This window comes from Micromonospora sp. CA-244673 (genome assembly GCF_050948395.1).
In the GTDB taxonomy this organism is placed as follows: domain Bacteria; phylum Actinomycetota; class Actinomycetes; order Mycobacteriales; family Micromonosporaceae; genus Micromonospora.
In genome coordinates, this window is the sequence record NZ_CP192019.1 from 3,131,416 (window position 1) to 3,154,527 (window position 23,112).

The 23,112-nt window shown below is 67.6% G+C and carries 9 protein-coding genes and 1 pseudogene; 7 read left to right on the forward strand and 3 right to left on the reverse strand.

The features are described 5' to 3' along the window. Window positions 1–137 precede the first annotated feature (137 nt). Genes ACQP12_RS14700 through ACQP12_RS14725 form a run of 6 tightly spaced genes read left to right on the forward strand, consistent with a single transcriptional unit; the run spans window position 138 to window position 18,776 of the window. A complete protein-coding gene (locus tag ACQP12_RS14700) occupies window positions 138–1,205 on the forward strand; it encodes a serine/threonine-protein kinase (RefSeq protein ID WP_433288343.1) in 1,068 nt (355 codons plus the stop codon). A gap of 13 nt (window positions 1,206–1,218) precedes the next feature. Next, the gene (locus ACQP12_RS14705; protein WP_433288345.1) at window positions 1,219–4,020 is read left to right on the forward strand and encodes a helicase-related protein; all 2,802 of its coding nucleotides are present in this window, start codon (window positions 1,219–1,221) and stop codon (window positions 4,018–4,020) included. Then, window positions 4,017–8,921, forward strand: coding sequence for a class I SAM-dependent DNA methyltransferase (locus tag ACQP12_RS14710; protein ID WP_433288347.1), 4,905 nt, complete (start codon window positions 4,017–4,019; stop codon window positions 8,919–8,921). The genes ACQP12_RS14705 and ACQP12_RS14710 overlap by 4 nt, the downstream gene beginning before the upstream one ends. Then, the gene (locus ACQP12_RS14715; protein WP_433288349.1) at window positions 8,918–15,343 is read left to right on the forward strand and encodes a DEAD/DEAH box helicase; all 6,426 of its coding nucleotides are present in this window, start codon (window positions 8,918–8,920) and stop codon (window positions 15,341–15,343) included. The genes ACQP12_RS14710 and ACQP12_RS14715 overlap by 4 nt, the downstream gene beginning before the upstream one ends. Further along, a complete protein-coding gene (locus ACQP12_RS14720; protein WP_433288351.1) occupies window positions 15,343–17,511 on the forward strand; it encodes a UvrD-helicase domain-containing protein in 2,169 nt (722 codons plus the stop codon). The genes ACQP12_RS14715 and ACQP12_RS14720 overlap by 1 nt, the downstream gene beginning before the upstream one ends. A gap of 44 nt (window positions 17,512–17,555) precedes the next feature. Then, a complete protein-coding gene (locus ACQP12_RS14725) occupies window positions 17,556–18,776 on the forward strand; it encodes a serine/threonine-protein kinase (RefSeq protein ID WP_433288353.1) in 1,221 nt (406 codons plus the stop codon). Window positions 18,777–18,783: 7 nt separating this feature from the next. On the opposite strand, the gene ACQP12_RS14730 is transcribed toward ACQP12_RS14725, so the two are convergent. From ACQP12_RS14730 to ACQP12_RS14740, 3 genes and pseudogenes are all read right to left on the reverse strand, one after another. After that, the gene (locus tag ACQP12_RS14730; RefSeq protein WP_433288355.1) at window positions 18,784–19,881 is read right to left on the reverse strand and encodes a hypothetical protein; all 1,098 of its coding nucleotides are present in this window, start codon (window positions 19,879–19,881) and stop codon (window positions 18,784–18,786) included. Window positions 19,882–19,934: 53 nt separating this feature from the next. After that, window positions 19,935–20,954 carry a hypothetical protein gene (locus ACQP12_RS14735; RefSeq protein ID WP_433288357.1) on the reverse strand — a complete coding sequence of 340 codons (1,020 nt, stop codon included), beginning with the start codon at window positions 20,952–20,954 and terminating at the stop codon, window positions 19,935–19,937. A gap of 685 nt (window positions 20,955–21,639) precedes the next feature. Next, window positions 21,640–21,772 (reverse strand): annotated as a pseudogene (locus tag ACQP12_RS14740) (IS701 family transposase); the annotation flags it as partial. 227 nt (window positions 21,773–21,999) lie between these two features. On the opposite strand from ACQP12_RS14740, the gene ACQP12_RS14745 reads away from it, so the two are divergent. Next, window positions 22,000–22,644: a hypothetical protein gene (locus ACQP12_RS14745; RefSeq protein ID WP_433288359.1), complete on the forward strand. Its 645-nt coding sequence runs from the start codon at window positions 22,000–22,002 to the stop codon at window positions 22,642–22,644. Window positions 22,645–23,112: the final 468 nt, after the last annotated feature.

The window sequence follows — 23,112 nt, forward strand, 5'->3', positions numbered from 1 at the left end:
CGGCCATCAGGCCTGCACAATGCGCCAAAGGGTGACTAGCAGCGTGATCATCCAACGTTGTACGGTCATGCGTCCGTCAGGCGTGGGGCCGACATGACGGGCGAACAGTTCGGCGGGTGTCATCGTGAGGGGGACGAATGACGCTGGGCAATATCGGCGGATATGAGCTAGTCCGACCGCTCGGGTCGGGCGGCATGGGCGACGTGTACTTCGCAGTGTCGCCGACCGCGGACCGCGTCGCGCTCAAGGTGATCAAGCAGCACCTCGTTGAGGAGCCGACGGTTCGGGATCGGTTCGCCGCGGAGGTCGACAGTCTGAAGCTGGTCTTCGGCTCGCGGGTGGCTCGCCTCGAGGACGCCGACCCTTTCGCGAACCCGGCCTGGCTTGCTGTCGAGTACGTCCCCGGCGCCACGCTGCGCCAGCACGTCGACGCCCGTGGCCCGCTCACGCTGCCGGTGGCCGCCATGGCCGGCGCGATGCTCGCCGACGGGCTGGTCAGGGTTCACCAGGTCGGGCTCCTGCACCGCGACCTCAAGCCGCAGAACATCATCCTCGGCCCGGACGGCCCGAAGCTCATCGACTTCGGTTTGGCGGTGCTGGTCGAACGCGAGCACTACCTGACCGAGGCCGGAGCCCTGGTCGGCACGCCCGCCTACATGTCTCCGGAGCAGGTCCGCGGCGAGCGGGAGCTCACGGCCGCGGTCGACATCTACGGCCTTGCCGCGACACTCGTGTTCGCGCTCACCGGGCATGGCCTCTATCCGCCGACGAACTCCTGGAATCTGCTGCTGCGGATCACAGAGCCGAGCGACCTGCCGGACCTTTCCGGCGTGCCGGCGGCGCTGGCGCCGTTGCTCGGCGCGATGCTGGCGTTCGACCCGACCTCCCGCCCCGGGCTGGACACCGTCCGCACGCGGCTGCTGGAAGTCGCCACGGCCACCAGCGGCAGGACGGCCGCCGAGTTGCGGCAAGAGGTCGCCGCGCTCACCTACGAAAGAGACACGGAACTGCTTGTTCCGCAGGGCCTCGAAGATCCAAAAGAGGAGCCCGAGGATCTGCCCGTCGTCGAGGAGCAGAGCACCGTGGAGGTGCCGGAGACGACGCCCACGAAGGTCGACCCCGTGGGGGCCGCCAATCCGCCTGTCGATGTCAGTTGGCTGGTCGACAAGATGCGCCGCCAGTACGCCCGCCGCTCGACCCTGTAGGAAGGCTCCACCGATGACCACCTCCCAGGACGCCACCTTCGCCCCGGGCTCCCGCATCGTCGTCCGCGACGAGGAATGGCTGGTCCGCAGCGTCAAGACCGGCACGGCGGACGGCACCATGATCAAGGCGGTCGGCGTCTCCGAGTTCGTGCAGGACGTCGAGGCGACCTTCTTCACCGCGCTGGACGAGATCCAGGCAATGCGCCCCGAGGAAACGGTCCTGGTCCCGGACACCTCGTCCCGGTTCCGGCAGAGCCGGCTCTTCCTGGAAGCTGTGCTGCGGCGAACCCCGCTGCCCCGCACCGAGCGCGGCCTGGCCCTGGCCGACCGGTTCCTGCTCGACCCGCTGACCTATCAGCAGCGCCCGGTCGAACTGGCCCTGTCCGGCCTGCGGCCGCGGATCCTTCTCGCCGACGTGGTCGGTCTCGGCAAGACCCTGGAGATCGGCCTGATCCTCGCCGAGCTGATCCGCCGGGGCCGGGGCGACCGGATCCTGGTGGTCTCACCGCAGCAGGTCCTCGAACAGTTCCAGCGGGAGCTCTGGACCCGGTTCGCCATCCCGCTGGTGCGGCTCGACTCGACCGGCATCCAGCGCATCCAGCAGGAGATCCCCGCCGGCCGGAACCCGTTCACCTACTTCAAGCGGGCCATCATCTCCGTCGACACACTCAAGGACGCCGGCCAGTTCGGTCACCACCTCGACGCCACCACCTGGGACGTCGTCGTCATCGACGAGTCGCACAACCTCATCAACAAGGGCACCCAGCGCAACGAGCTGGCGCGCCGGCTCGCCGCGAAGACCGACGCGCTGCTGCTGGCCAGCGCCACCCCGCACAACGGCAACAGGGAATCGTTCGCCCAGCTGATCTCGCTGCTCGACCCGGCGGCCATCGCCAACGAGAAGGAGTACGAGGCCAAGGACATCGCCCACCTCTACCTGCGCCGCACAAAGATCAGCCCGGAGGTCCGCGACCAGATCGGCGACCGGTGGGCCGACCGTGGCCCGTCCCAGGCGGTGCACTGCCAGGCCAGTCCGCTCGAGGAGCAGGTCTTCGACGAGCTGACCGACGTGTGGCTGGCCGGCAAGTGGAGCGACGAGGCGATCACCGGTCAGCACCGGCTCTTCCCGTACACGCTCTTGAAGTCCTTCCTCTCCTCACACCGGGCGCTGCACGAGACGGTGAAAAATCGGCGCAAGAAGGCCACCGGCACCGAGCGGGTGGCGCTGGACCGGCTCGCGGAGCTGACCTCCGCGATGACCGACCGCGACTCCAGCAAGCTGCGGCAGCTGGTTGAGGAGCTGAAGAAGATTGGCGTCGGCAAGGGCAGCGATACCCGGGCGGTGGTCTTCTCCGAGCGGGTGCCGACCATCAAGTGGCTCGCCGAGGTCGTCCCCGGCCTGCTTGGCCTCAAGCCGAACGCCGTCCGGGTGCTGCACGGCGGCGTCGCCGACCAGGACGAGCAGAAGATCCTGCAGGAGTTCGAACTGGCCGGCAGCGAGGTGCGACTGCTGTTCACCGGCGACGTCGCCTCCGAGGGCGTGAACCTGCACCAGCAGTGCCACCACCTGATCCACTACGACATCCCATGGAGCCTGATCCGCATCGAGCAGCGCAACGGCCGCATCGACCGCTATGGCCAGAAGCACCAGCCTCAGTTCCGCGCGCTCATCCTCACCTCCGACCGCGAGGACGCGAAGGACGACCGTACGGTCTCCCAGAAGCTGCTCGAGCGGGAGGAGAACGCCCACCGCAGCCTCGGCAGCGTGGAGGCCGCGACCGGCCAGTTCGACGCCAAGACCGAGGAGGACCGGCTGGTCCGCGACCTGCTCAACGGCAAGACGGTGGACGAGTCCTACGAGGCCGCGCACGCCGAGATCGACGTGATGGCCGACCTCTTCGGCGACGTCGGCACCGCCCCCGTCGCGGCGGACGTCGCCCAGGCCCGGGTGCCGAAGCTCTTCGCCTCCACTCAGGATTTCGTCGACGCTGCCCTTTATGAGATCTACGAGGACCGGCCCGAGGACCACATCGACCTGCGGCGCGAGGACGAGCTGCTGACCTTCCTCGCCCCTGACGACCTGGTGCACCGGCTCACCGACCTGCCCCGTTCCTACCTCCGCGCGCATCGGGAGGATGAGGACCTGCGGCTCAAGGTCACCTTCGACCGCAAGCTTGCCCAGCGCAAGCTCGACCAGGCCCGGCAGAGCAAGACCCCGATGTGGCCGGAGATCGCCTTCCTCAGCGACGTCCACCCGATGGTCGACTGGCTGGTCGACAAGGTCCTCATCCGGCTCGGCCGCCAGCAGGCCCCGGTGCTCACCGCCGACGTGAGCGCACCGGCCTACCTGGTCCAGGGCGTCTATGCCAACCGCCTCGGCCAGCCGACCGTCGTGCAATGGATGGCCGTCTCCGGCCTGCCCGCAGCGCCCGAGATCCGGCCCATGGACGAGATGCTCCGTGAGGCCAACGTCGGCCCGTCGATGGTCAACCGCGCCGAGGCTGTCTCGCTCGAACCATTGAGGCAGCTCCTGCCACAGGCCGTCGATGCTGCCCGGAATTACCTGGAGGACAAGCGCGCCGAGTGGGCGGAGGCCAACGCCGAGCCGCTACGGAAGTATCGCCAGCAGTTGACGCACTTCAAGCAGGCCAGCCTCTTCGACGAGTTGCCCGCGCCGCATCGTGAAAAGCGTCGCCAGCGTGTCGACGCCACCGTCCAGGAGCAGCACGACCTGCTCGACCGCTTGGAAACCGACGGCGACCCGCTGCTGCGGGTCCTCGCCGTCCTCGTACCGTCCCCGGAGAGTGCAGCATGAGTTTCGAGTCGCTGACCAACCGCGGCGAATACCTCTCCGCCCACTACCTGGCCGAGATCCTGCCCGCCACCCTCAAGGGTGGCCTGCTCAAGCAGTGGTCGGAGGACGAGAAGTCCGGCCGGGTCACGCCGCGCACCGGGCTGCGCGGCCTGCGCCGGACCTACTTCGACGCCAAGACCGAGCTGGCCGACGACGAGTTCTTCGACCCGGAGCGGCTGCACAAGCTGCACCAGGACCTGCTGCGGGCGCTTGGTTTCGAGCCGCAGCCGCAGACCATCACCGTCGAGCGGGCAGGCCAGGAACAGCAGATCAAGGTGGCCCATGCCGAGTTGACCACCGCGCACGGCATCGTGGCGCTCGACTGCGGCTGGGCCGTCGACACCGAGGCCGCCCAGGACCCCGACGACGCCGGCCGCCTGCTCGACCCGGTCGCCCTGACCGCGAACGACACCATCGACACGGGCGCGAAGCTCGCCTCCTGGCTCTTCGCCGCCGAGACCCCACCCCGGTACGTGCTCATCCTCAGCGGCGGTGTTATCACCCTGGCCGACCGCAGCGCCTGGGGCGAGGGCCGGTACCTGGCCGTCAGCCTCGACACCACGTACGGCCGCAACGACGACAAGGAGTACGACGTCGTCGCCGCACTCTTCGGCGCCGACTCGCTGCGCCCGCCCGCCGAGGGCGGCACCGAACCCCTCGCCGATCTGGTCGCCGGCTCCCGCCAGCACGCCGTCGGCGTCTCCAGCGAACTCCGCGAGGGCCTGAAAGTCTCCGTCGAACTCATCGCCAACGAGGTCCTCGACCGCATCCGGCAGGCCGGCTACCAGCCGCACCAGGTGATGGACCTCGACGAGCTGGCCAAGGAGCTGGGCCGGGAAGCACTGCGCTACCTCTACCGGATCCTCTTCCTGCTCTACGCCGAGGCCCGGCCCGAGCTCGGCGTGCTCCCGGTCAACGACCGCGAGTACCTCGAGGGCTACAGCCTCGCGCGCATCGGCGACCTGGTGTCCCGCCGGCTCGCCCCCTCCGCCGAGGGCGGCTTCCACCTGCATGAGTCGCTCGACCTGCTCTTCCGCATGGTCAACGACGGCCACCGGCCGCGCGGCGGCGCGGAAGTCGCCGACAAGGCCAGCGAGGGCGAGGGCCTGCGTTTCGAGCCGATGCGCTCGGACCTGTTCCTGCCGGAGAAGACCAAGCTCATCGGCCGGCTAATCGCCGAGCCCGGCAGCGACCCCGACGACCCCGATGGCCCGAAGATCGACACCCGGCTGCGCAACAAAGTCCTCTACCAGGTGCTGCGCCGGCTGATGCTCACCAAGGGCGCGAAGAAGCGCCGCGGCGGCTTCATCTCGTACGCCCAGCTCGGCATCAACCAGCTCGGCGCCGTCTACGAGGGCCTGATGTCGTACACCGGCTTCGTCGCCACCGAGCAGCTCTACGAAGTCGCCAAGAACGGCGACCCGAAGGATGGCTCGTGGATGATCCCTGCGTCCAAGGCCGACGACTACGAGGATGGCGTCTTCGTCTACAAGGAGGATCCTTACACGGGTGTGCGCAGCCGGGTCAGCTACGCCCCCGGCGCTTTCGTGTACCGGCTCGCCGGCCGGGACCGACAGACCAGCGCCTCCTACTACACCCCGCAGTCGCTGACCGAGGTCACCGTCCAGCTCGCCCTGGAATACCGCGTCGACCAGGACGGCACGGAGACGAAGGCACGCGAGCTGCTGGACTGGACGATCTGCGAGCCGGCGCTCGGCTCCGGCGCGTTCCTCAACGAGGCGATCAACCAGGTCGCCGCTGAATACCTGCGCCGCCGTCAGAAGGAACTCGACGTCTCCCTGGACCCCGAGCATTACCACCTGGAACTTCAGCGGGTGAAGGCGTACATCGCCCTGCACAACTGCTACGGCGTCGACCTCAACCGCACCGCGGTCGAACTGGCCGAGGTGTCGCTCTGGCTCAACGTCATGCACACCGGCCTCCAAGCACCCTGGTTCGGCCTGCACCTCCAGCGCGGCAACTCGCTCATCGGTTGCGGACGCAAGCTGTACGACCCGAAGCAGCTCGCTGACAAATCCTGGCTGACCACGCCGCCAACGGAAAAGCCGTTCCGGGTCGGGCCGATCGACGATGAAGGCATCCACCACTTCCTGCTTCCCGCCGATGGCTGGGGCGCGGTCGCGGGGGAGAAGGAGGCTCGGGAGCTGGCCCCCGCCGAGACCGAGAAGCTCAAGAAGTGGCGCACGGCCATGAAGCGCGTCCCGTCCGCCAAGGGCAAGCTGTCGCAGGTTAAACGGCTGCAGGCGCTGGCCCGCCGCGTCGAGTACCTGTGGCACCTCGTGCAGCGGCGACTGGAGATCTCCGAACGGGAGATCCGCCGCGACATCCGGGTGTGGGGCGCCGACGACCTGCCTACGGTTACCGAGGCCGTGCCGCGCGAGAAGATCCTTGCCGACCTGACACGGCCGAGCACGCCGTACTGGCGGCTCAAGACGCTGATGGACGTCTGGTGCGCGCTGTGGTTCTGGCCTCTGGACAAGGCCGGCCTGCTCGACGGCTCGGACCCCGCATATCCTGCCGGGCCCGTCGAGGTCACCTACGTCAAAGACCTGTCGGTGTACGACGAGCCGGCGAGCTTCGAGGTGCGGGATCTCTTCGGACAGGTACAGGCGCAGCAGCTCAAGATGCCGGTCAAGCCCACCGGAACCCGCAAGATGACTGTGGCCGAACAGCTTCGCCAGCAGGTGCCGCTGGCCGATCTGGACGACTGGCTCACCTTCGCCGAAGCACTCATCGGTCGCTCAGACATCCCGCCCGACTCGCTGGTCAGCGGCGTCGAGTCGCTGAGTGAGCTAGGTGTCTACGAAGGAGACCTGCCCGGCTTGATGGGCATGGACGAGGCCTACCGTCTCGCGGACCGTTTTCCCTGGCTGCAAGCTGCGGAGACCATCGCCGACCAGCAGCGATTCTTCCACTGGGAGCTCACCTTCGCCCAGGCGTTCGCGAGGGGCGGCTTCGACCTCCAAGTCGGCAACCCGCCCTGGGTGAGGCCCGACTGGAAAGAGGACGAGGTACTTGCTGAACTTGATCCCTGGTTTCGCTTAGTTGAACGAGTTTCGGTTCCTGTATGGCGTAGCCGCAAATCAGAGGTTCTTCGAGACGAGCGAGCTCGCTCCCGGTTTCTTAATGAAATTGTGCTCAACACGGGAACTGTAGAAGCGCTGTCGCATGCGACAACATACCCCATAATGGTTGGCACTCGGCCCAACCTTTATCGCACCATGATGTGTCAGGTATGGGCCCATTTAGGAAACCGCGGAACCGCTGGCCTTGTTCATCCGGATAGTCACTTCGGTGGCACAAACGAGGGTAGGCTGCGAAATGTGGCCTACCGGCACTTGCGCGTTCACGGTGGGTTCGTCAACGGCGCTAACTGGGCTTTTTCTGACGCCAACAGAAATATTGAATTTGGCGTGCACATCTATGGCACGCCAGGACCTATTAAGTTCAGCCATCTCAGTAGGCTCTATGAAGCCAGGCCATTCATTGAATCTCTCAAGCATGCCGGGGACGGGCCAGTCCCCAGCCAGCGATATCAAGGGACGTGGGATAACCGTCCACACCGAGCCCGCGTAATTCATGTGGATGAGGCAACGCTCTCTATATGGAATCGTCTTCGGGGAGGGGGTGCTGGAGATGATGTTACCCACGCTCCCCTCCTGCAGCCGATTACTGTAGCAGAGGAACGTGCGATTACCGCCTTGTCTTTAGTGAGTCAACGGCTTGGCCTTTACGTGCCGTGGATCAGCCGGGGCTACGATGAGGCAAACGGCAAGAAGGAGGGCCTAATCCAATGGGCGCCAGGAACGCCTGAAGAACTCGGGTCTCTCGTAATGCAGGGTCCTCACTTCGGTATTGCAACACCGTTTGCTAAGCAGCCCAGGGTGCGGTATCACAATAATCACGACTGGGACACCTTGGATCAATCCACGCTTCCAGAGAGCTTTGTTCCTCGGGCGAACTACTCCCTGGGCGAGGCCGAGGCTAAGAGCTTTAAGGGTCAAGACGTTTGGAATGGTAAAAGGTATACATCGTACTATCGGCTAGCGTGGCGCCGCATGATTGCGTTCAACATGGAGCGCTCCCTGTTTGCCGCGATAATGCCACCTGGTCCAGCATATGTGGATGCGGTGCACAGCCTAGCATTTGCTGATAGTCGCCAGACCGCACTAACCGCTGGGTTCTGGGCATCACTTCCCCTGGATTACCTGTTGAGAATCGCGGGTAAGTCTAACCTGCGGACCTCCGAGGTGCTAGCCATGCCGAGTGGGGATTCGTCGCATCCCCTCGCGTCGGAATTGCTTGTGCGATGCCTAAGGCTCAATTGCCTTACCGCCGCTTTCGCCGAACTATGGGAGGAGCTTTTCGATTCCTCGTGGCAGCTGGATGCATGGGCTGCGGAGTGGCCGGGTTTAGCGCCACTCGGTGACATTGCGCCGACTTGGAGCTCGGGGGTGCCGTTGCGCGAGGAGCGGGCACGGCGAGCGGCGCTAGTCGAGATCGACGCCTTGGTCTCGGTTTGGTTGGGGATCGGCATTGAGGAACTACTCGCCATTTTTAAGGGTCGATACTTCACCTTGAAAGAGCGCGAGGATCAGATGTGGTTCGATGCGGCAGGGCGCAAGATAGCAGCAGACTCATATACCTTCGGTTATGGTCAAACAGCCGATGACTGGCAACAACTTGCGGCGTACCTGGACGATCCGGAGCGGAATCCAGTGCCGGAGGGGTACACGGCGCCGTTCTACAAAGCCGATCGGGAGAACGAGTACCGGCAGGCGCATGCCGTGTTCAGCAAGCGCATGCAGAGCGCGATCGATGCGGGGTGGCAGCCGTCGTGAGGCCGACGATCGCGGCGGACGCGCTGCAGAAGAGCCTGACCCAATACCTGACCACCACCTTCGGGCTGACCGAGGTGAGCGTCCGCCAGGGCCTGGAAGGGTTCCTGTCGCACCCGGAGCAAGGCATCTTCCGCGGGCCGTACCTGCGGATCCGCACCCCCTTTCGCCCGGCGGAGGGCGACTGGCGCGCGTGCCTGGACTGGGCCCCGGCCGACTTCACCCCATACCTGCACCAGGCGAAGGCGTTCGCTCGATTGTCGACCAGGGGCGCGGCGGCCGAGCCGACCCTAATCACCACCGGCACCGGCTCGGGCAAGACCGAGTCGTTCCTGATCCCGGTGCTCGACCACTGCCGACGGCAGCGGCAGCAGGAAAAGGCCGGCATCAAGGGGATCCTGCTCTACCCGATGAACGCTCTGGCGACCGACCAGACGCAGCGCATCAACGAACTGCTTGCCGACCCGGCACTCAGCGGCGTCACTGCCGGCCTCTACATCGGCGACGTCGCGGCCATCGAGTACCAGCACGTGATGACCAAGCGGTCGGAGATGCGCCGGACCCCGCCGGACATCCTGATCACCAACTACAAGATGCTGGACCTCCTGCTCCAGCGCGCCGACGACCTGCCGCTCTGGGAGGGAGCCGACCCGGCGTACGTGGTGCTGGACGAGTTCCACACCTACGACGGCGCGCAGGGCACCGACGTGGCGATGCTGCTGCGCCGGCTCGCCGCCGCGCTCGGCCTCGCCGAGCCGGACCGGCCGTTGGGCCCGATCTGTCCGGTCGCCACCTCCGCCACCCTCGGCGAGGGCGGCGGCCGGGACGGCCGGACGGCGATCCGTGAGGTCGCCGAGCAGGTCTTCGGCGTGGCCTTCGAGACCGAGTCGTTGGTGGGGGAGGACCGCTACGAGCCGGGCGAGTTCATGGCCCGGCAGGACTTCAGCTTGCCGCTGCCCAGCCCGGAGCAGCTCGCCGCCGTCGACGACCGGGACCCCGAGCGGATGATGGCCGAGGTCGCTGAGCTGGTGGTGGGCGAGCCCTGCCTCGACAACCCGGCACGCCTCGGTGAGCTGCTCCGCCGGCACCCGCTGACCAAGGCGGTGCTCGACTCGCTTCAGACGCGGCCGTGCACCCTCGACGAGATCATCGACGTGCTGCCCCGGAAGAACGCCACCGGCTGGGGCAGCGCCATGAAGACCCGCCCCGAGGTCACCGCGAAGGCGCTCGCCCGATTCGTCGGGCTGCTCTCGATGGCGCAGAACCCCCAAGCGCCGGGCCGTCCACTGCTCAACATCGAGACCCACCTGTGGGTACGTGCCGTCTCCCGGCTGCTGCGCGGCACCTCCCACCAGCCCGCCTTCGCCTGGTACGGCGAACCGCCTCGCGAGCTCGACCCGTACGCGCCCGATGCCGACGTCGTGGTCGCTGATAACCGCTACCCACGCCTGCCCGCCATCTACTGCCGGCACTGCGGCCGCTCCGGCTGGATGGCGCTGTCGCCGGAGAAGGACCCGCAGGAGCTGGAGACCGACCCGGACAAGATCTACCGGGCCAGCGTCGGCCGGGACAAGCGCCGCGTCCGGGCGTTGATCGCGGCGACCGACGACGAGATCCGGCAGCGCTCCGCCGGGCTGCTGGTCCTTGAGTACGGCCGGCGGGTGCGCCCCTTCGACGAGCAGCGGGACCGGAAGCCGAGTGAGGACGGGATCGTCGTGCTCGGCGACATCCTGGCTATCGACCCGGCCGAGAAGGATCGCTGCCCGTCCTGCCAGATGGACCACGGCATCCGCTTCCTCGGCGCCGGCCTGGCCACCCTCGCCTCGGTGGCGATCACCCAGCTCTTCACCGGCGGCGAGCTGGACGAGCGCGAGAAGAAGACGCTGCTCTTCAACGACTCCGTGCAGGACGCCGCGCACCGCGCCGGCTTCGTCGCCAACCGCTCGTACGCCTTCTCCCTGCGCTCCCTGCTCGCCAGCCGGCTGCACCCGGGGCAGCCGGTCGGGCTGGACGAACTCTTCGCCGAGATGATCGAGGCGGCGGCGCACCCGGAGATCCTCTCCACCGTCGTCCCGCCGGACCTGCACGACCAGCCGGGAGTCGACGCTCTGCTCGCGCGAGAGCACACCGGCAGCCGGGAGACCTGGTCGCTGATCAGCGAGCGGCTCGTGTTCGCCACCGTGATGGAGGTCGGGCTGCGCTCCCGCCAGGGGCGCACCCTGGAGTTGACCCGCAGCGTCGGCGTCCAGGTCGCCCTCGATGATCCCGCGAAGGCCGCCGCGATCTGCCGGGACGTACACCTGACCGGCCCTTGGCAGCTCGGCGGCACGCCGCCCGACGACGCCCGCTACCTCGCCTTCCTTCGCGGCCTGCTGGAGCGGCTACGGACTCGCGGCGCGGTCTACCACGAGTGGCTGGCGCCGTACCTGAAGCGGGGCGGCACCCGGTGGCAGGTATGGGGCGGTCGCCCGGCCGGCATGCCCGCCTTCCCGAGGGGGGTCTCGGCGCCCGCGTTCCTGCTAGCGACTCCGAAGTCCCGCTCGGAGTTCGACGCGATCACCGCCCGCGGCAACTGGTACCAGGACTGGACGTTCCGCTGCCTGGGCCTGGACCTCGGCGACGCCGGCAGTTACCTCAGCCGGCTGCTGCCGGCCCTGGCCGCCGCCGGCATCGTGGCCGCCGGCGACACCGAGGACGGCAACCAGGTGTACGGGTTGATGCCCGGGCACCTGCGGGTCACCCGGCTCGACGACAGCGCTGCCGTGCTGGCGGGGGTGGGCTGCGACACCTGCCACTGGCAGCAGACCGAGCATCCCGACCGGGTCGCTGACTGGGTCGGCCAGCCCTGCCGGCAGTACCGCTGCCGCGGGCGGCTGCAGCCCGCCCACGACGACACCGCACCCGACGACTACTACCGGCGGCTCTACCTGGAGAGCGACGTTTTCCGCGTGGTGACCGGTGAGCACACCGGCATGCTCACCCGCGTCCAGCGGGAGACCGTGGAGCAGCAGTTCCGCGAAGGGGAGCGGTACACAGATCCGAACGTCCTCTCCTGCACGCCCACGCTGGAGATGGGTATCGACATCGGAGCACTCTCCGCGGTCGTCCTGGCGTCGCTCCCGCAGGGGCCGGCAAACTACGTGCAGCGGGCCGGGCGCGCGGGCCGCAAGAGCGGCAATGCGCTCGTCCTCACTCTGGTCGGCCGTAGCGAGCGCGACCGCTATTACCTGACCGAGCCGAGGGACATGATCGCGGGGCAGATCGTGCCGCCCGGTTGTTTCCTCTCCGCCGTGGAGATCCTGCGCCGGCAGTACCTGGCGCACCTGATCGACCTGGCCGCGCGCGGCCAGCTGCCCGGGGTGCTGCCGATGCCGCGGCGGGCGCACGTGCTCTTCGGCCCGAGCGGCTGGCTCACCAACCTCGCCGAAGCCGGCCGGCGCGACGGGGCCCGGCTGGTGGAGGACTTCCTGACGCTGTTCGGTGACAAGGTCCTGCGAGCCGCCGCCGACCAGCTTCGGGAGTTCGCGGTGGACGGCATCGTTCATCGGGTGAAAGAGGCCGACGAGACCTGGGAGGAACGGCTGGCCGACCTGCGGCGCCGTCTGCAGGAAATTGCCACGGCCCGCGGGACCCTGGTGCCCAGCGACCCGGACCACGCCCGCGAGATCAAGATGCTCAAGGCGGAGGAAGCCGCGGTCCGCCGCCGGCTGCGGGAGGTCAGCGCCGCAGCCGCTCACGGCACCCTGGTCGAGTTCGGGCTGCTGCCGAATTACGCGCTCATCGATAGCCGCACCGACCTCGAAGCTACCCTGACCTGGGAGGAGCAGACCGACGGCGATCGCCGGTTCCACAGCGAACTGCGCGAGTACGCCCGCCCCGCCCGCCCGGCCCTCGTCGAGATCGCCCCTGGCAACAGTTACTACGTGCGGGGCTACAAGCACGAGATCTCCGGCCTCGACGTCGGCCCAGCCGACCGGCCCGCCTATGAGCAGTGGCGGGTCTGCGCCCAGTGCGGGTACGTGCGCACCCACCTGGCCAAGGAGGACACCAGCCCGTGCCCGCGCTGCGAGGACGGAGGCATCGCCGACCACGGCCGGCTGTTCCAGGTGCTCCAGCCGACGCGGGTCTATAGCCGGGACAAGCGCGACGACGCCCGGATCCGGGACGACAGCGATGACCGGGACCGCCGCTTCTACGCCACCAGCGTCGCGGTCGACATCGACCCTGCCAAGGTCGAGTCGTCGTGGCGCCACGCCCGCGACACGTTTGGCGTCGATTACAGCCGGCATTCCATGATCCGCCACTTCAACCTCGGCGCTCAACGCTACGACCGCGCCGCCGAACTCTTCGCCGGCGAGGAGGTGCGGATCAACCGATTCCACACCTGCACCTCATGCGGTGGCACCACGGTGGACGGCACCGCGGCGGCCAGCCAGCAGCTCGCCGCCCAGGCCTCTGGCACGACCGTCGTCCAAGGCGCGGAGCACCACCTGCCGTGGTGCCCGTACCGGCGGTCGGCCGCCGGCCCGGACAGCCACGTGGACCTGATCCTGGCCCACGAGCTGGAGACCGAAGCGCTGCGCATCCTCATCCCGGCGGCTACCGCGATAGTGCAGGAGCGGCTGCTGTCCTTCGCCGCCGCGATCCGGCTCGGCATCGCGGCCCAGTACGGCGGCGAGCCGGCCCACCTGCAGGCCGTCCCTGCCACGATGCCCGACGGGCACAGCGAGGGCACCCGCAACTTCGTGGTCGTCTACGACACCCAGCCGCAGGGCACGGGCTACCTACACCGTCTCGCCAAGCCGGACGAGTTCCGGGCAGTCCTCGAGCTGGCACGGCAGCGCATCGCCGACTGCGACTGCCAGCACGAGGCAAAGCCGGTGTGCCACCGCTGCCTGCTGCGCTACGCGCGCAACGAGCATTTCGCCTTCATGAGCAGGCGCGAGGCGCTGAACATGCTCGAGAAGCTCCTCGACAGTTGGGACGTCGAGGAGGGCACCCGCACCGACGAGATTTCGCTGATCCACCAGGTGGAGAGCGAGCTGGAGCTGCAGTTCCTGAACAAGTTGCTGGCCCTCGGCGAGGCGCCGGGCTCCGGGCTGCGCATCGACCGGCGTACGGATCACGACGGCGCTCGGATCGCCGACTTGAGGTTCGTCAAGGACGGCGGGCAGAGCGTCACGCACTGGCAGATGAAGCTGCAAAACACGGTCAAGGGGACCCGGCCCGACGTGCACTTCAAGCGCCTCGACGCGCCGGCACCGGAGGTAGCGGTCTACCTCGACGGGTTCAAGTACCACGCCTCGCCGCAATACAACCGGCTTGCCGACGACGCCGAGAAGCGCGCTCGGCTGCGCGCTCACGGCTACCTGGTCTTCGCTGCCACATGGGACGACGTCAAGACCTGGGACAGCAGCGACGGGCAAGGAAGGTGGATGCCCTACGGCGGGTTGGGCAAACAGACCGCCCGGGAAAAGTTCCGCGGCATGCTTCCCGGGGCGGACCCCGTCGAGCTGGAGGAGACGATCTGGGTAAACCCGATCGAGCAGCTTATGCGCTTCCTTGCCGACCCTGATCTCACTCGCTGGCAGCGGCGAGCGGAAGCCGCTCTGTGGGGCATGCTCAGGCAGGCCCGGGACAACAGCGCAACCGACTCCGCTGGCGTCGCGGAACGGTTGGTCGCTGCGCTGCGGGGGGAGCCCTTGCCCGCAGCCACCGCGAAGCACATCATGGTCGCCCGCGCCCGGGACATCGCTGACTGCCCGCTGACAATCGTCCTCGACGCACGTACCAAGCCGTTGCCGACCATGTCGGCGCTCGCGGTTGTGGATGACCTGCCGGCCGCCGTGACCGGCGAGGGGCACAAGGAACGTTGGGCGGCCTGGCTCGCCTGGGGAAACGTCATCCAGTTCCTCGCCAACGGCGGCGGTGACGCCGGCCAGCTCGCGGTCTCCACCCTAGGTGCCTTCGATCCCGCGTCGATGGCGGTCACCGAAGGCACGGGACTCGTGTTGGCCCAGCGGGCACTGCCGCTCGACGAGGAAACTGCCACCTGGCTCGGCGTCGCGCCGCAGCAGGTGTCGACCGAACCGGAGCCGGTCGACGACGAGTCGCCGTGGCACGAGGTGCTGGAGTACATGGACCGCGACGAGACCATGCTGGAGCTTCTCGTCCAGCAGCTCGCGCGGCAGAACCTGCCCGCACCGGTCGTCGGCTACGAGCTGGGCGACCAGGCGTGGCCCGCCGAGCTCGCCTGGCCGGATCGGCGGATCGCCATCGTGCTCACCGGCCCGCCCGACGATCCGGAAACGGAAGATCGCGACCGGGCATACGCCGCAGCGGGCTGGCACGCGCGGACCGCGCGGGAGTGGTCGATTGAAGAGCTGTCAGCACAGCTCACGGGGACGAGTGGGGGAGAGAGCTGATGAGCACCGGAGCCACCCTGCGGATGCTGGACCGCGCCGACAAGGAGGTCATGAAGCTCACCCGCGCGGACATCGGCGCGGTCTATGAGTTCATGCACAAGTTCCGGCATAACCCGGAGAATCCCGGGCTCAATCTGAAGGCGCTCAACGGCGACTCCCGGCTGATGTCCGCGCGGGTGAGCAAGGACTACCGTGCGCTGCTTCTCCACATCGCCGACCGGGATTATCTGCTCGTCGCGGTCAAGCATCGCGGCGAGGTGTACGACGACCTGTCGCGGTACGCGTATCGGATCAACCGGGTCACCGGTGGCATCGAAGTCGTCGACCTCGCGCCGGTCGGCGACAGCATCGTCGGTCGAGTCGTACCTCCGCCCGCCGACCCTGAGCCTGCCCAGAAGCCGCTGTTCGACGCGTACACCGACGCACAGCTGCTGGAACTGGGCGTCTCCGAGCCGCTGCTGCCGCAGATCCGGGAACTCACCACCGAGGCAGAACTGCTGGAGCTACTGGACCGGGCGCCGCAGCTCACCACTGATGTCCTGTTCGCGCTCTTCGACGGCACCCCCTACGACGAGGTGCTCCAGCAGGTCACCGACCCGGTACGCGCCGACGAGCCGGTCGATCCGGAGGACTTCGAGGCGGCGGTGCAACGCCCCGCCACACAGGTCACCTCGGACGACGAGGCGCTGCAGGCGATCATCGGCGAGGCCTTCGAGCGGTGGCAGATCTTCCTGCACCCCACCCAGCGCAAGCTGGTCGAGAAGAAGTACAACGGCCCCGCCCGGGTCGGCGGCGGTCCCGGCACCGGCAAGACCATCGTCGCGCTGCACCGGGTCGCCCATCTTGCCCGGCAACTGCCGCCCGGCACGGACAAGCCCATCCTGCTCACCACCTTCAACCGCAACCTCGCCGCCGACCTGAGGACCCGACTGCTGGCACTCGGTGGTCAGGAGTTGGTCGCGCGCGTCGACATCGTCAACATCGACCGCCTGGCCAGCCGGGTGGTGACCGAGGCGAAGGCGGGTGGCAGCCGGCGGGTCGTCGACGACAACCGGGTCTCCGAGCTGTGGAGCGAGTTCCTCCTCGAGACCGGCGAGTCCGGCTGGGACGCGGAGTTCCTGACCGCCGAGTGGACCCAGGTGATCCTCGGTCAGGTGCTCAACTCTCGGACCGAGTACTTCAAGGCACGTCGCCCCAACCGGGGCCGGAGCCTGACCCGCGTCGAACGCGACCAGATCTGGCAGCTGACCGAGCGGTTCACCACGTGGCTCGAAGGTCGCGGGGTCTGGACCTGGCGCCAGGTGGCCCAGCGGGCAGCGCGCCTGGAGATGGATCGCGCGGCCGCTTCCAGCGAATCGTCCGGCGGTTTCGACCGCCCGCGCTACCGCCACATCGTGGTAGACGAGGCGCAGGACCTCAGTGCCGCCCACTGGAAGATGCTGCGCGCCATGGTCATCCCCGGGCCGGACGACATGTTCCTCACCGGTGACACCCACCAGCGCATCTACGACAACCACGTGACCCTGAGCAGCCTCGGCATCAACATCCGTGGCCGCTCGTCTCGCCTTACCCTGAGCTACCGGACCACCCGGCAGATCCTTGCCGACGCTCTGCAGATCATGACCGGCGAGGTGTACGACGACCTCGATGGTGGTGAGGAAGACCTGGCCGGCTACCGCTCGCTGTTGCGGGGCGGTCGACCGGTGTTCCGGGGCGCGGCTACCTGGGCGCAGGAGCGGGACCTCATTGCCGAGCAGTTGGGGGGTTGGGGCAACCCGACCGACGGCTCGGTGGCCATCTGCGTCCCAACGAGGGAACTCGCGGCGGACGTGATCAGCCGACTGGAAGCCGACGGATTCCCCGCCGTGGAGATCGGGCCCGACGGTCCGAAGCAGCCCGACGGCATCCACGTCGGCACCATGCACCGATTCAAGGGCCTCGAGTACCAGCGCATGATCATCGCGGCCGTCAGCGATGGCCTCGTGCCCCGGCAAATGATCAGCCGCTACCGGGACACCGATCCCAAGCGCTACCAGCGCGAGCGCCAACGTGACCGGTCCCTGCTGTTCGTGGCCGCCACCCGGCCCCGCGACGAGCTGGCGGTGTTCTGGCACGGCACGCCCAGCCCGTTCCTGACCGCCCGCCTCGTGCAGCGACAGGTAACGTAAGTGCCGCCCAGCCACGGGCGGTATGCGACCAGGGGAGACTGCAGGTGCAGGCGCGGGACCGCATCGGCGACCGGTACGAGCTGACGTATCCGGTCGGTCGCGGCGGGATGGGTCAGGTGTGGGCGGGCTACGACGAGCGGCTCGACCGGCCGGTAGCGGTGAAGTTCCTCCGCCAAATGGAGGTGCCCGAGGACGGGCGCGAGGCCGCGGTCAAACGCTTCCGAAGGGAAGCCAGGGTCACCGCCCGGCTCGACCACCCCGGGGTGCCGGCTGTTCATGACCTCGGTCAGCACGGCGACGACCTCTACCTCGTCATGCAGCTCGTACCCGGGATGGTGCTCGCCGACCTGATCGCGGAGGAGGAAGAACTTCCCGTCGCCCGGTCGGCCTCAATCGCCGCGCAAGTGTGCGACGTGCTGGCCGCCGCACACGCTGCCTCACTGGTGCACCGCGACCTCAAGCCGCAGAACCTCATCATCACGCCGACCGGCACGGTGAAGGTCCTGGACTTCGGCGTCGCCGCCCTGCTCGACCCTGCGGAGGCCTCACGGCTCACCGCAACCGGCCACACGCTCGGCACGCCCGCCTATATCGCGCCAGAACAAGCGGAGGGCGGCACGGTGGGCCCGGGCACCGACCTGTATGCCCTCGGCTGCATCCTGTTCGAGATGCTCACCGGCCGCCCGCCATACGAGGCCAAAACCGCCCTCGACATGCTGCACCAGCACAGGCGCGGACCTATTCCGATCGTCACCGAATACCGGCGTGACGTGCCCGACGACCTGGCCCACCTGCTGTTCTGCCTGCTCGCGAAGGATCCCGCCGAACGACCCGCATCAGCCGCCGAGGTCGGCCAGCTGCTCGCCCCATTCACAGATGGAAAGGGAACCCGGAACACCGCGGTGACAACCGTGAGGGAACAGCCCGCGGTGGCGTTGACCCAGCGAGCAGCAGACACGCCGGGACAGCTGCACGCTCGAGCACTCGAGCTGGCCGAGGAGGAGCGCTTCGTGCAGGCTGCGGAGATGCTGGCCGCCGCCTTGGCAGCGCATCGGTCACCGCCTCTCGACGACGCTACGAGGGTGCGCCTGCGCTTCGAACTCGCCACGCTGCGCATGCTCGGCGGGAACTCTCGCGATGCCCAGCACGACTTCGAGGTACTGGCTCGTGATGTCGAAGGGCGGGACAGCGACCTCGCTGACGAGTGCCGACGGCGAGCCCGAGCGTGCCAGTCAGGCGGGCAGCCGATGAGCCTCGAGCCGTAGGGCCGGTCTACAGCCTTGGGTCTTGCCCGACGTCCCCGGGATCGACGTGGCTCATGCATTCCGGTGCTCGGCAGACAAAGTTCCTGTGAGCCGGCGTCGGCCCGGCCGCGTCGCTCCAACTGCCGAGGAGGACATACGTGGCGGGCGCGGACCGGCGGACCCGCGCCACGAGCGACTCCCTACGAGACGCGGGCCGTTCGGCCCGCACGAGGTGAGCGAACTCGTGCCGTAGCACCGCAAGATCCACTGTACGGCCCGCCATCCGGGTGCAGAGGTCGGTGAGTGGCCAAGCCGTGTAGTGCCCGAAGCGCACCGCGTAAATCGCCACAGTGTGGAGCGTGAACGAGTCCGAGTAGTCCAGAAGTACGTACCCCAATAGCTGGTCCAAGTCGGCCCGAGCCAGGGTGGCGGCGCGGCTACCGTCCTGCCGGGGCCGACCGCCCTGACCGGACTTGAAGTCCACCAGCGCCCCACCGATGATCAGGTCGGCATCGGCGTTGAGGTCGATGCTCCCCTCAAACGTCGACCCGCTGCTGACCGGACCGGATGGCAGCGCCGGTAGCAGCCGCTCGACCGCGAGATCCCGCATCGCGATCAGGTCGGCAACCTCGTCGTCGTTGGCCAACGCGAGCAGGTCCGCAGCCCGGCTATTCGCATCAAGCCGCATCAGCCGCGAGCCCTCGACCACTGGTGCCCGGTACAGCTCGACCAGCAGTGCGAGCGCGTAACACACGCGCGCCCACCACTCGTCCGATCGGTCGGCGAATCGCGTCGGGTCGATCGGCCGAAACGCCTTGTTCTCCCCGTCGATGGCGCCCAATTCGTGCAGCAGCTCAAGACCGGCTTGGCGACAAGGCGCACGGCGAGTGCGTAAGCCCGCAGCGGCCAGATGCACGGACGGAGCCGGATCGACCAGGAACCGCAGCCACCAGTCAATGGCAGCGCCCTGAGTGCCTGTCGCGACAGCGGTCGAAGGCAGTACCCGGGCGGGACCGACTGCCTCCCGATAGTCGGCCTGCACTTCATGGTGATGCGGAAACCTGGCTCGTAGCCACCGGGCGACCGGACTGTTGGCGTCTTTCACTTCACTGGTCAGCGCCGACATGCTCCGACTTCCAGTCGCTCAGACGCTGCCATACGGCCTGACCCTCGGGGTTGTCATTCGATAGCCGGCCCGATCGCGGGTAGCAAGTTGGTCAAGTCAACCAGCTCGACGTGCGCGGCTCGCTCTGCGGTGAAGTCGCGGATCGGCACCTCCAGTGAGCCAAACCGTTCCTCAAACCGCCGGCGAAGTACCGGGGAGGACCTGTTCAAACCCCAGGCAGCTGAGCCCTTCGCAGTGCGTAAAAAGTGGATCGCCGCTGGTCCCGCGACGTAAAGCTGTGCGCGTCGACCAGACTGATCCAGCGCCAAGTGCACAAGATCCGCGAACGCCGCGCGCTTGCGCATCGCGTCGGCGCCCTTCCATACCGACATCTTGAACTCGGCGACTCTGCGATCAGTCTCCAGGTCGTATGGTCGGCTCGGGTCATTGCCGGCCGCGAGCGAGGGGCGTTGCAGCACTCGCTCGCCCTCCTCGAGGATCAGCGGTAGGACCTGCGTGATCACGGCGGCGTGGATGATGTCGCTGAGCCGGCCAGCATGCTTGCGCACCAACAGCGCGGCGAGTAGGAGATCAAGACTCATCCCAGAGTCCTCCGCCAGGTCGGCGGCAGTGGAACGGCCGGTGCCGTTCATTCGAGCCTCCAGGACCGCGATACGTTCTGTCAGATCAGCCGAGCCGATGAAGGCGAGTAGCGTCGCGAATGCTTCCGCCGGATCCGGACCGTCACCCGGTTGGCCGGACAGTTGTTGGCTGTGGTGTCCGCGTGGTTGGGGCGGGTAACTGCTTCCGTGCGCGGCGGTTGTCTCGCCGGGCAGCGTGCTGGTGGAGAATCCGACGGCTCGTAGCTGACGCAGGGCGATGTGCGAGGTGAAAGCGTCCCGCCGGAGGCCCATCGCTGCCCCGAATACCTGCTTCACCGGCCAGCGCACACCGTCCACCTCGACCCAGTGGTCACGGACATCCTCACGGATCTGGTTCTTCAGCCCGGCGCGGACGGCGTCAGCATCGATCCGGTGGATCTGCCCGTCGAGTCGGAACGTGTGGGCCACCGTCTGCTGTACTGAGTCCGTCACTGAGAATTCGCTCCGTCCCTCGGTCTCAGATCGTCGCAGCGTAGGCGCTGACCGGCACCACAATGTGTCGTAAATCAGACTCGTCCTTGCTTAGGCTGTCTAAGTGTCAGTCCTCGCTGCAGTTGGCGGTATTGCCAGCGCTGGTTGTACAGAACCCAGGTGCGGACCCAACAGCCTGGCCGCGTTCGCCGGGAACTTCTGAGGCCATCATGGTCCGCGTTCGGGCGCCCGCGATCAACCTCGAAGTATAAGTGGTTGCCACGAGCACCGCCGACAACCGTCTTGGGGCTCGCTAGCTAGCGCTCGCTTGACGTCCTCGTACAGTGCGCTGGTGTCTTCCGAGGCAGCGACATCGGCCTCTACCAGGGCGGCGCCCTCCGGTGCGGCCGCTAGGGGGCGGCGCAGCGTTGCGATGCTGCTCGTCGTCAAGCACTGCAGGTAGTTGACCCGGCGTCGCCGAGGCGCCTTCAGGTGCTTCATCCCGGCCGCGCACACCCGGTGGGCTGCGGCTGGACGGAGCCGGACGCCGAGCAGCGTCACAGCGAACAGGTCGGCAGCGGTGATCTGAACAGGATCGTTAGGCGCGACGGTCCCGAACGTTGCCCATCGGGTCGCGGTAGCGGCCGAGCCGTCGCCCTGCCCGCTCGACGTCCTGCAGCGCTCAAGCGTGGCCTCGCGAGCCGAAGCCGACTTGACCTGCGGTTTGGAACAACTCCTCAACGCTGCAGCGCGAGCCGGCCACAGTCGCGAGGGTGTGCAGCGGCACCAGGTGGGTGACCAGCACAGGTAAAGGCCAACTCGGCGGTGGTCCGGTTGCGACCGGGGGAAGCCAGCCGTGGTGTGCCACGGCGTGGCACCTACTACCACTGCGTAGTATCCGACAGCTCCCCGTGGGTGCCTCATTCCCCCAACGGGCAGCGGGGTCGAGACGATATTGCCTGCTGCCTGCTGCCTGCTGCCTGCTGCCTGCTGCCTGCGGCCTATCCGGTCCCTCCACCCGCAGGTCGGCAGACGTGCCTCCACAAGGTGGTAGTAGAACTAGCTCATGACCGACGTGGATCGTCAGCAGGCTGCCGGCGCGTTCCTAACGCTTCTCGATGAGGCGGCCAGGCGCGTAGGCGACCGCTGGTTCCTTCTCCGGTATTCGACACTTAGCGCGACCGGGCCACAGGAGACCTACCGCGAACGTGTGTACTGCTACGAGCTGTACCATCAGATCCGGGTGCTGAGTGACACCGAGCTTGGCGAAGCTGCGGGTGCCCCTACCTACTTGCTGTCGGGGGAGATCGACAAAGCCGGCCTGCACGCCGTGACTGATAAGGGTCTGCACAAGCCGGACCTGCTGTGGCACGAACCCGGGAACTGGCAGCGAAATGCTGTCGTCGTGGAGGTCAAGACCGCCTCCGGACTCACGAGTGATGGCCTGAGCAAGGATCTTCAGACCTTAGGCGCATTTGTCGACGCAGACGAGCGGGGGTACGAGTGCGGCGTACTGCTTGTCTACGGTGGCATCGCGAAGAAGGAGCTGCGAGCGGACGTCCTTCGAGTGGCCGTCGGCCTTCAGACGACCCCAGACCCTCAAACGCCCGACAAAGTCCGCCTCTCGGAGCACGCGTGCCGGCGAATCCATCTGCTGTGGCACCCGCGGGCGGGGAGAGGCACCAAAGACCTGGGAACCTTGGAACCTTAACCGGACCGGGCGTGGGGCAAATTCCACATGTCCGAGCAGACGAGCCCCAGCTCGCAGCATGTGCGACGAGGTCTGCACGGTACACGCCGTGGACGTCGGCATCGGCGTCGTCCGAGTCCCGGCGATCCTCCGCGCCATGCACGCGTATCTCGATCGGGCCCAAACTCGATGTCGTCGGTCGGCGGTCTGTCATCCAACTCCGCCGTTGCGACCTCTACGCGGTCGGCGCGGATTCGTGAATCGCGCCGCTCGCGTCGGTCCTCGACCTCGTCGCTCGGCCGTCGAGGGCGCCCTTGTCGATCCCGGCTTATAGCGAGTGAGAATCGCATCTGGGACGCACTTCTTCAAGAGCCGAACGACCTGTCGCCACCTTGCCGCCTGAAGAGGCTCACCGCTTCGCCGTCGGCCCGCGCGTCATCGAAGGCCGTGGCGGACGCCGACGAGACGGGACCGTAGCGCGCCACCGGT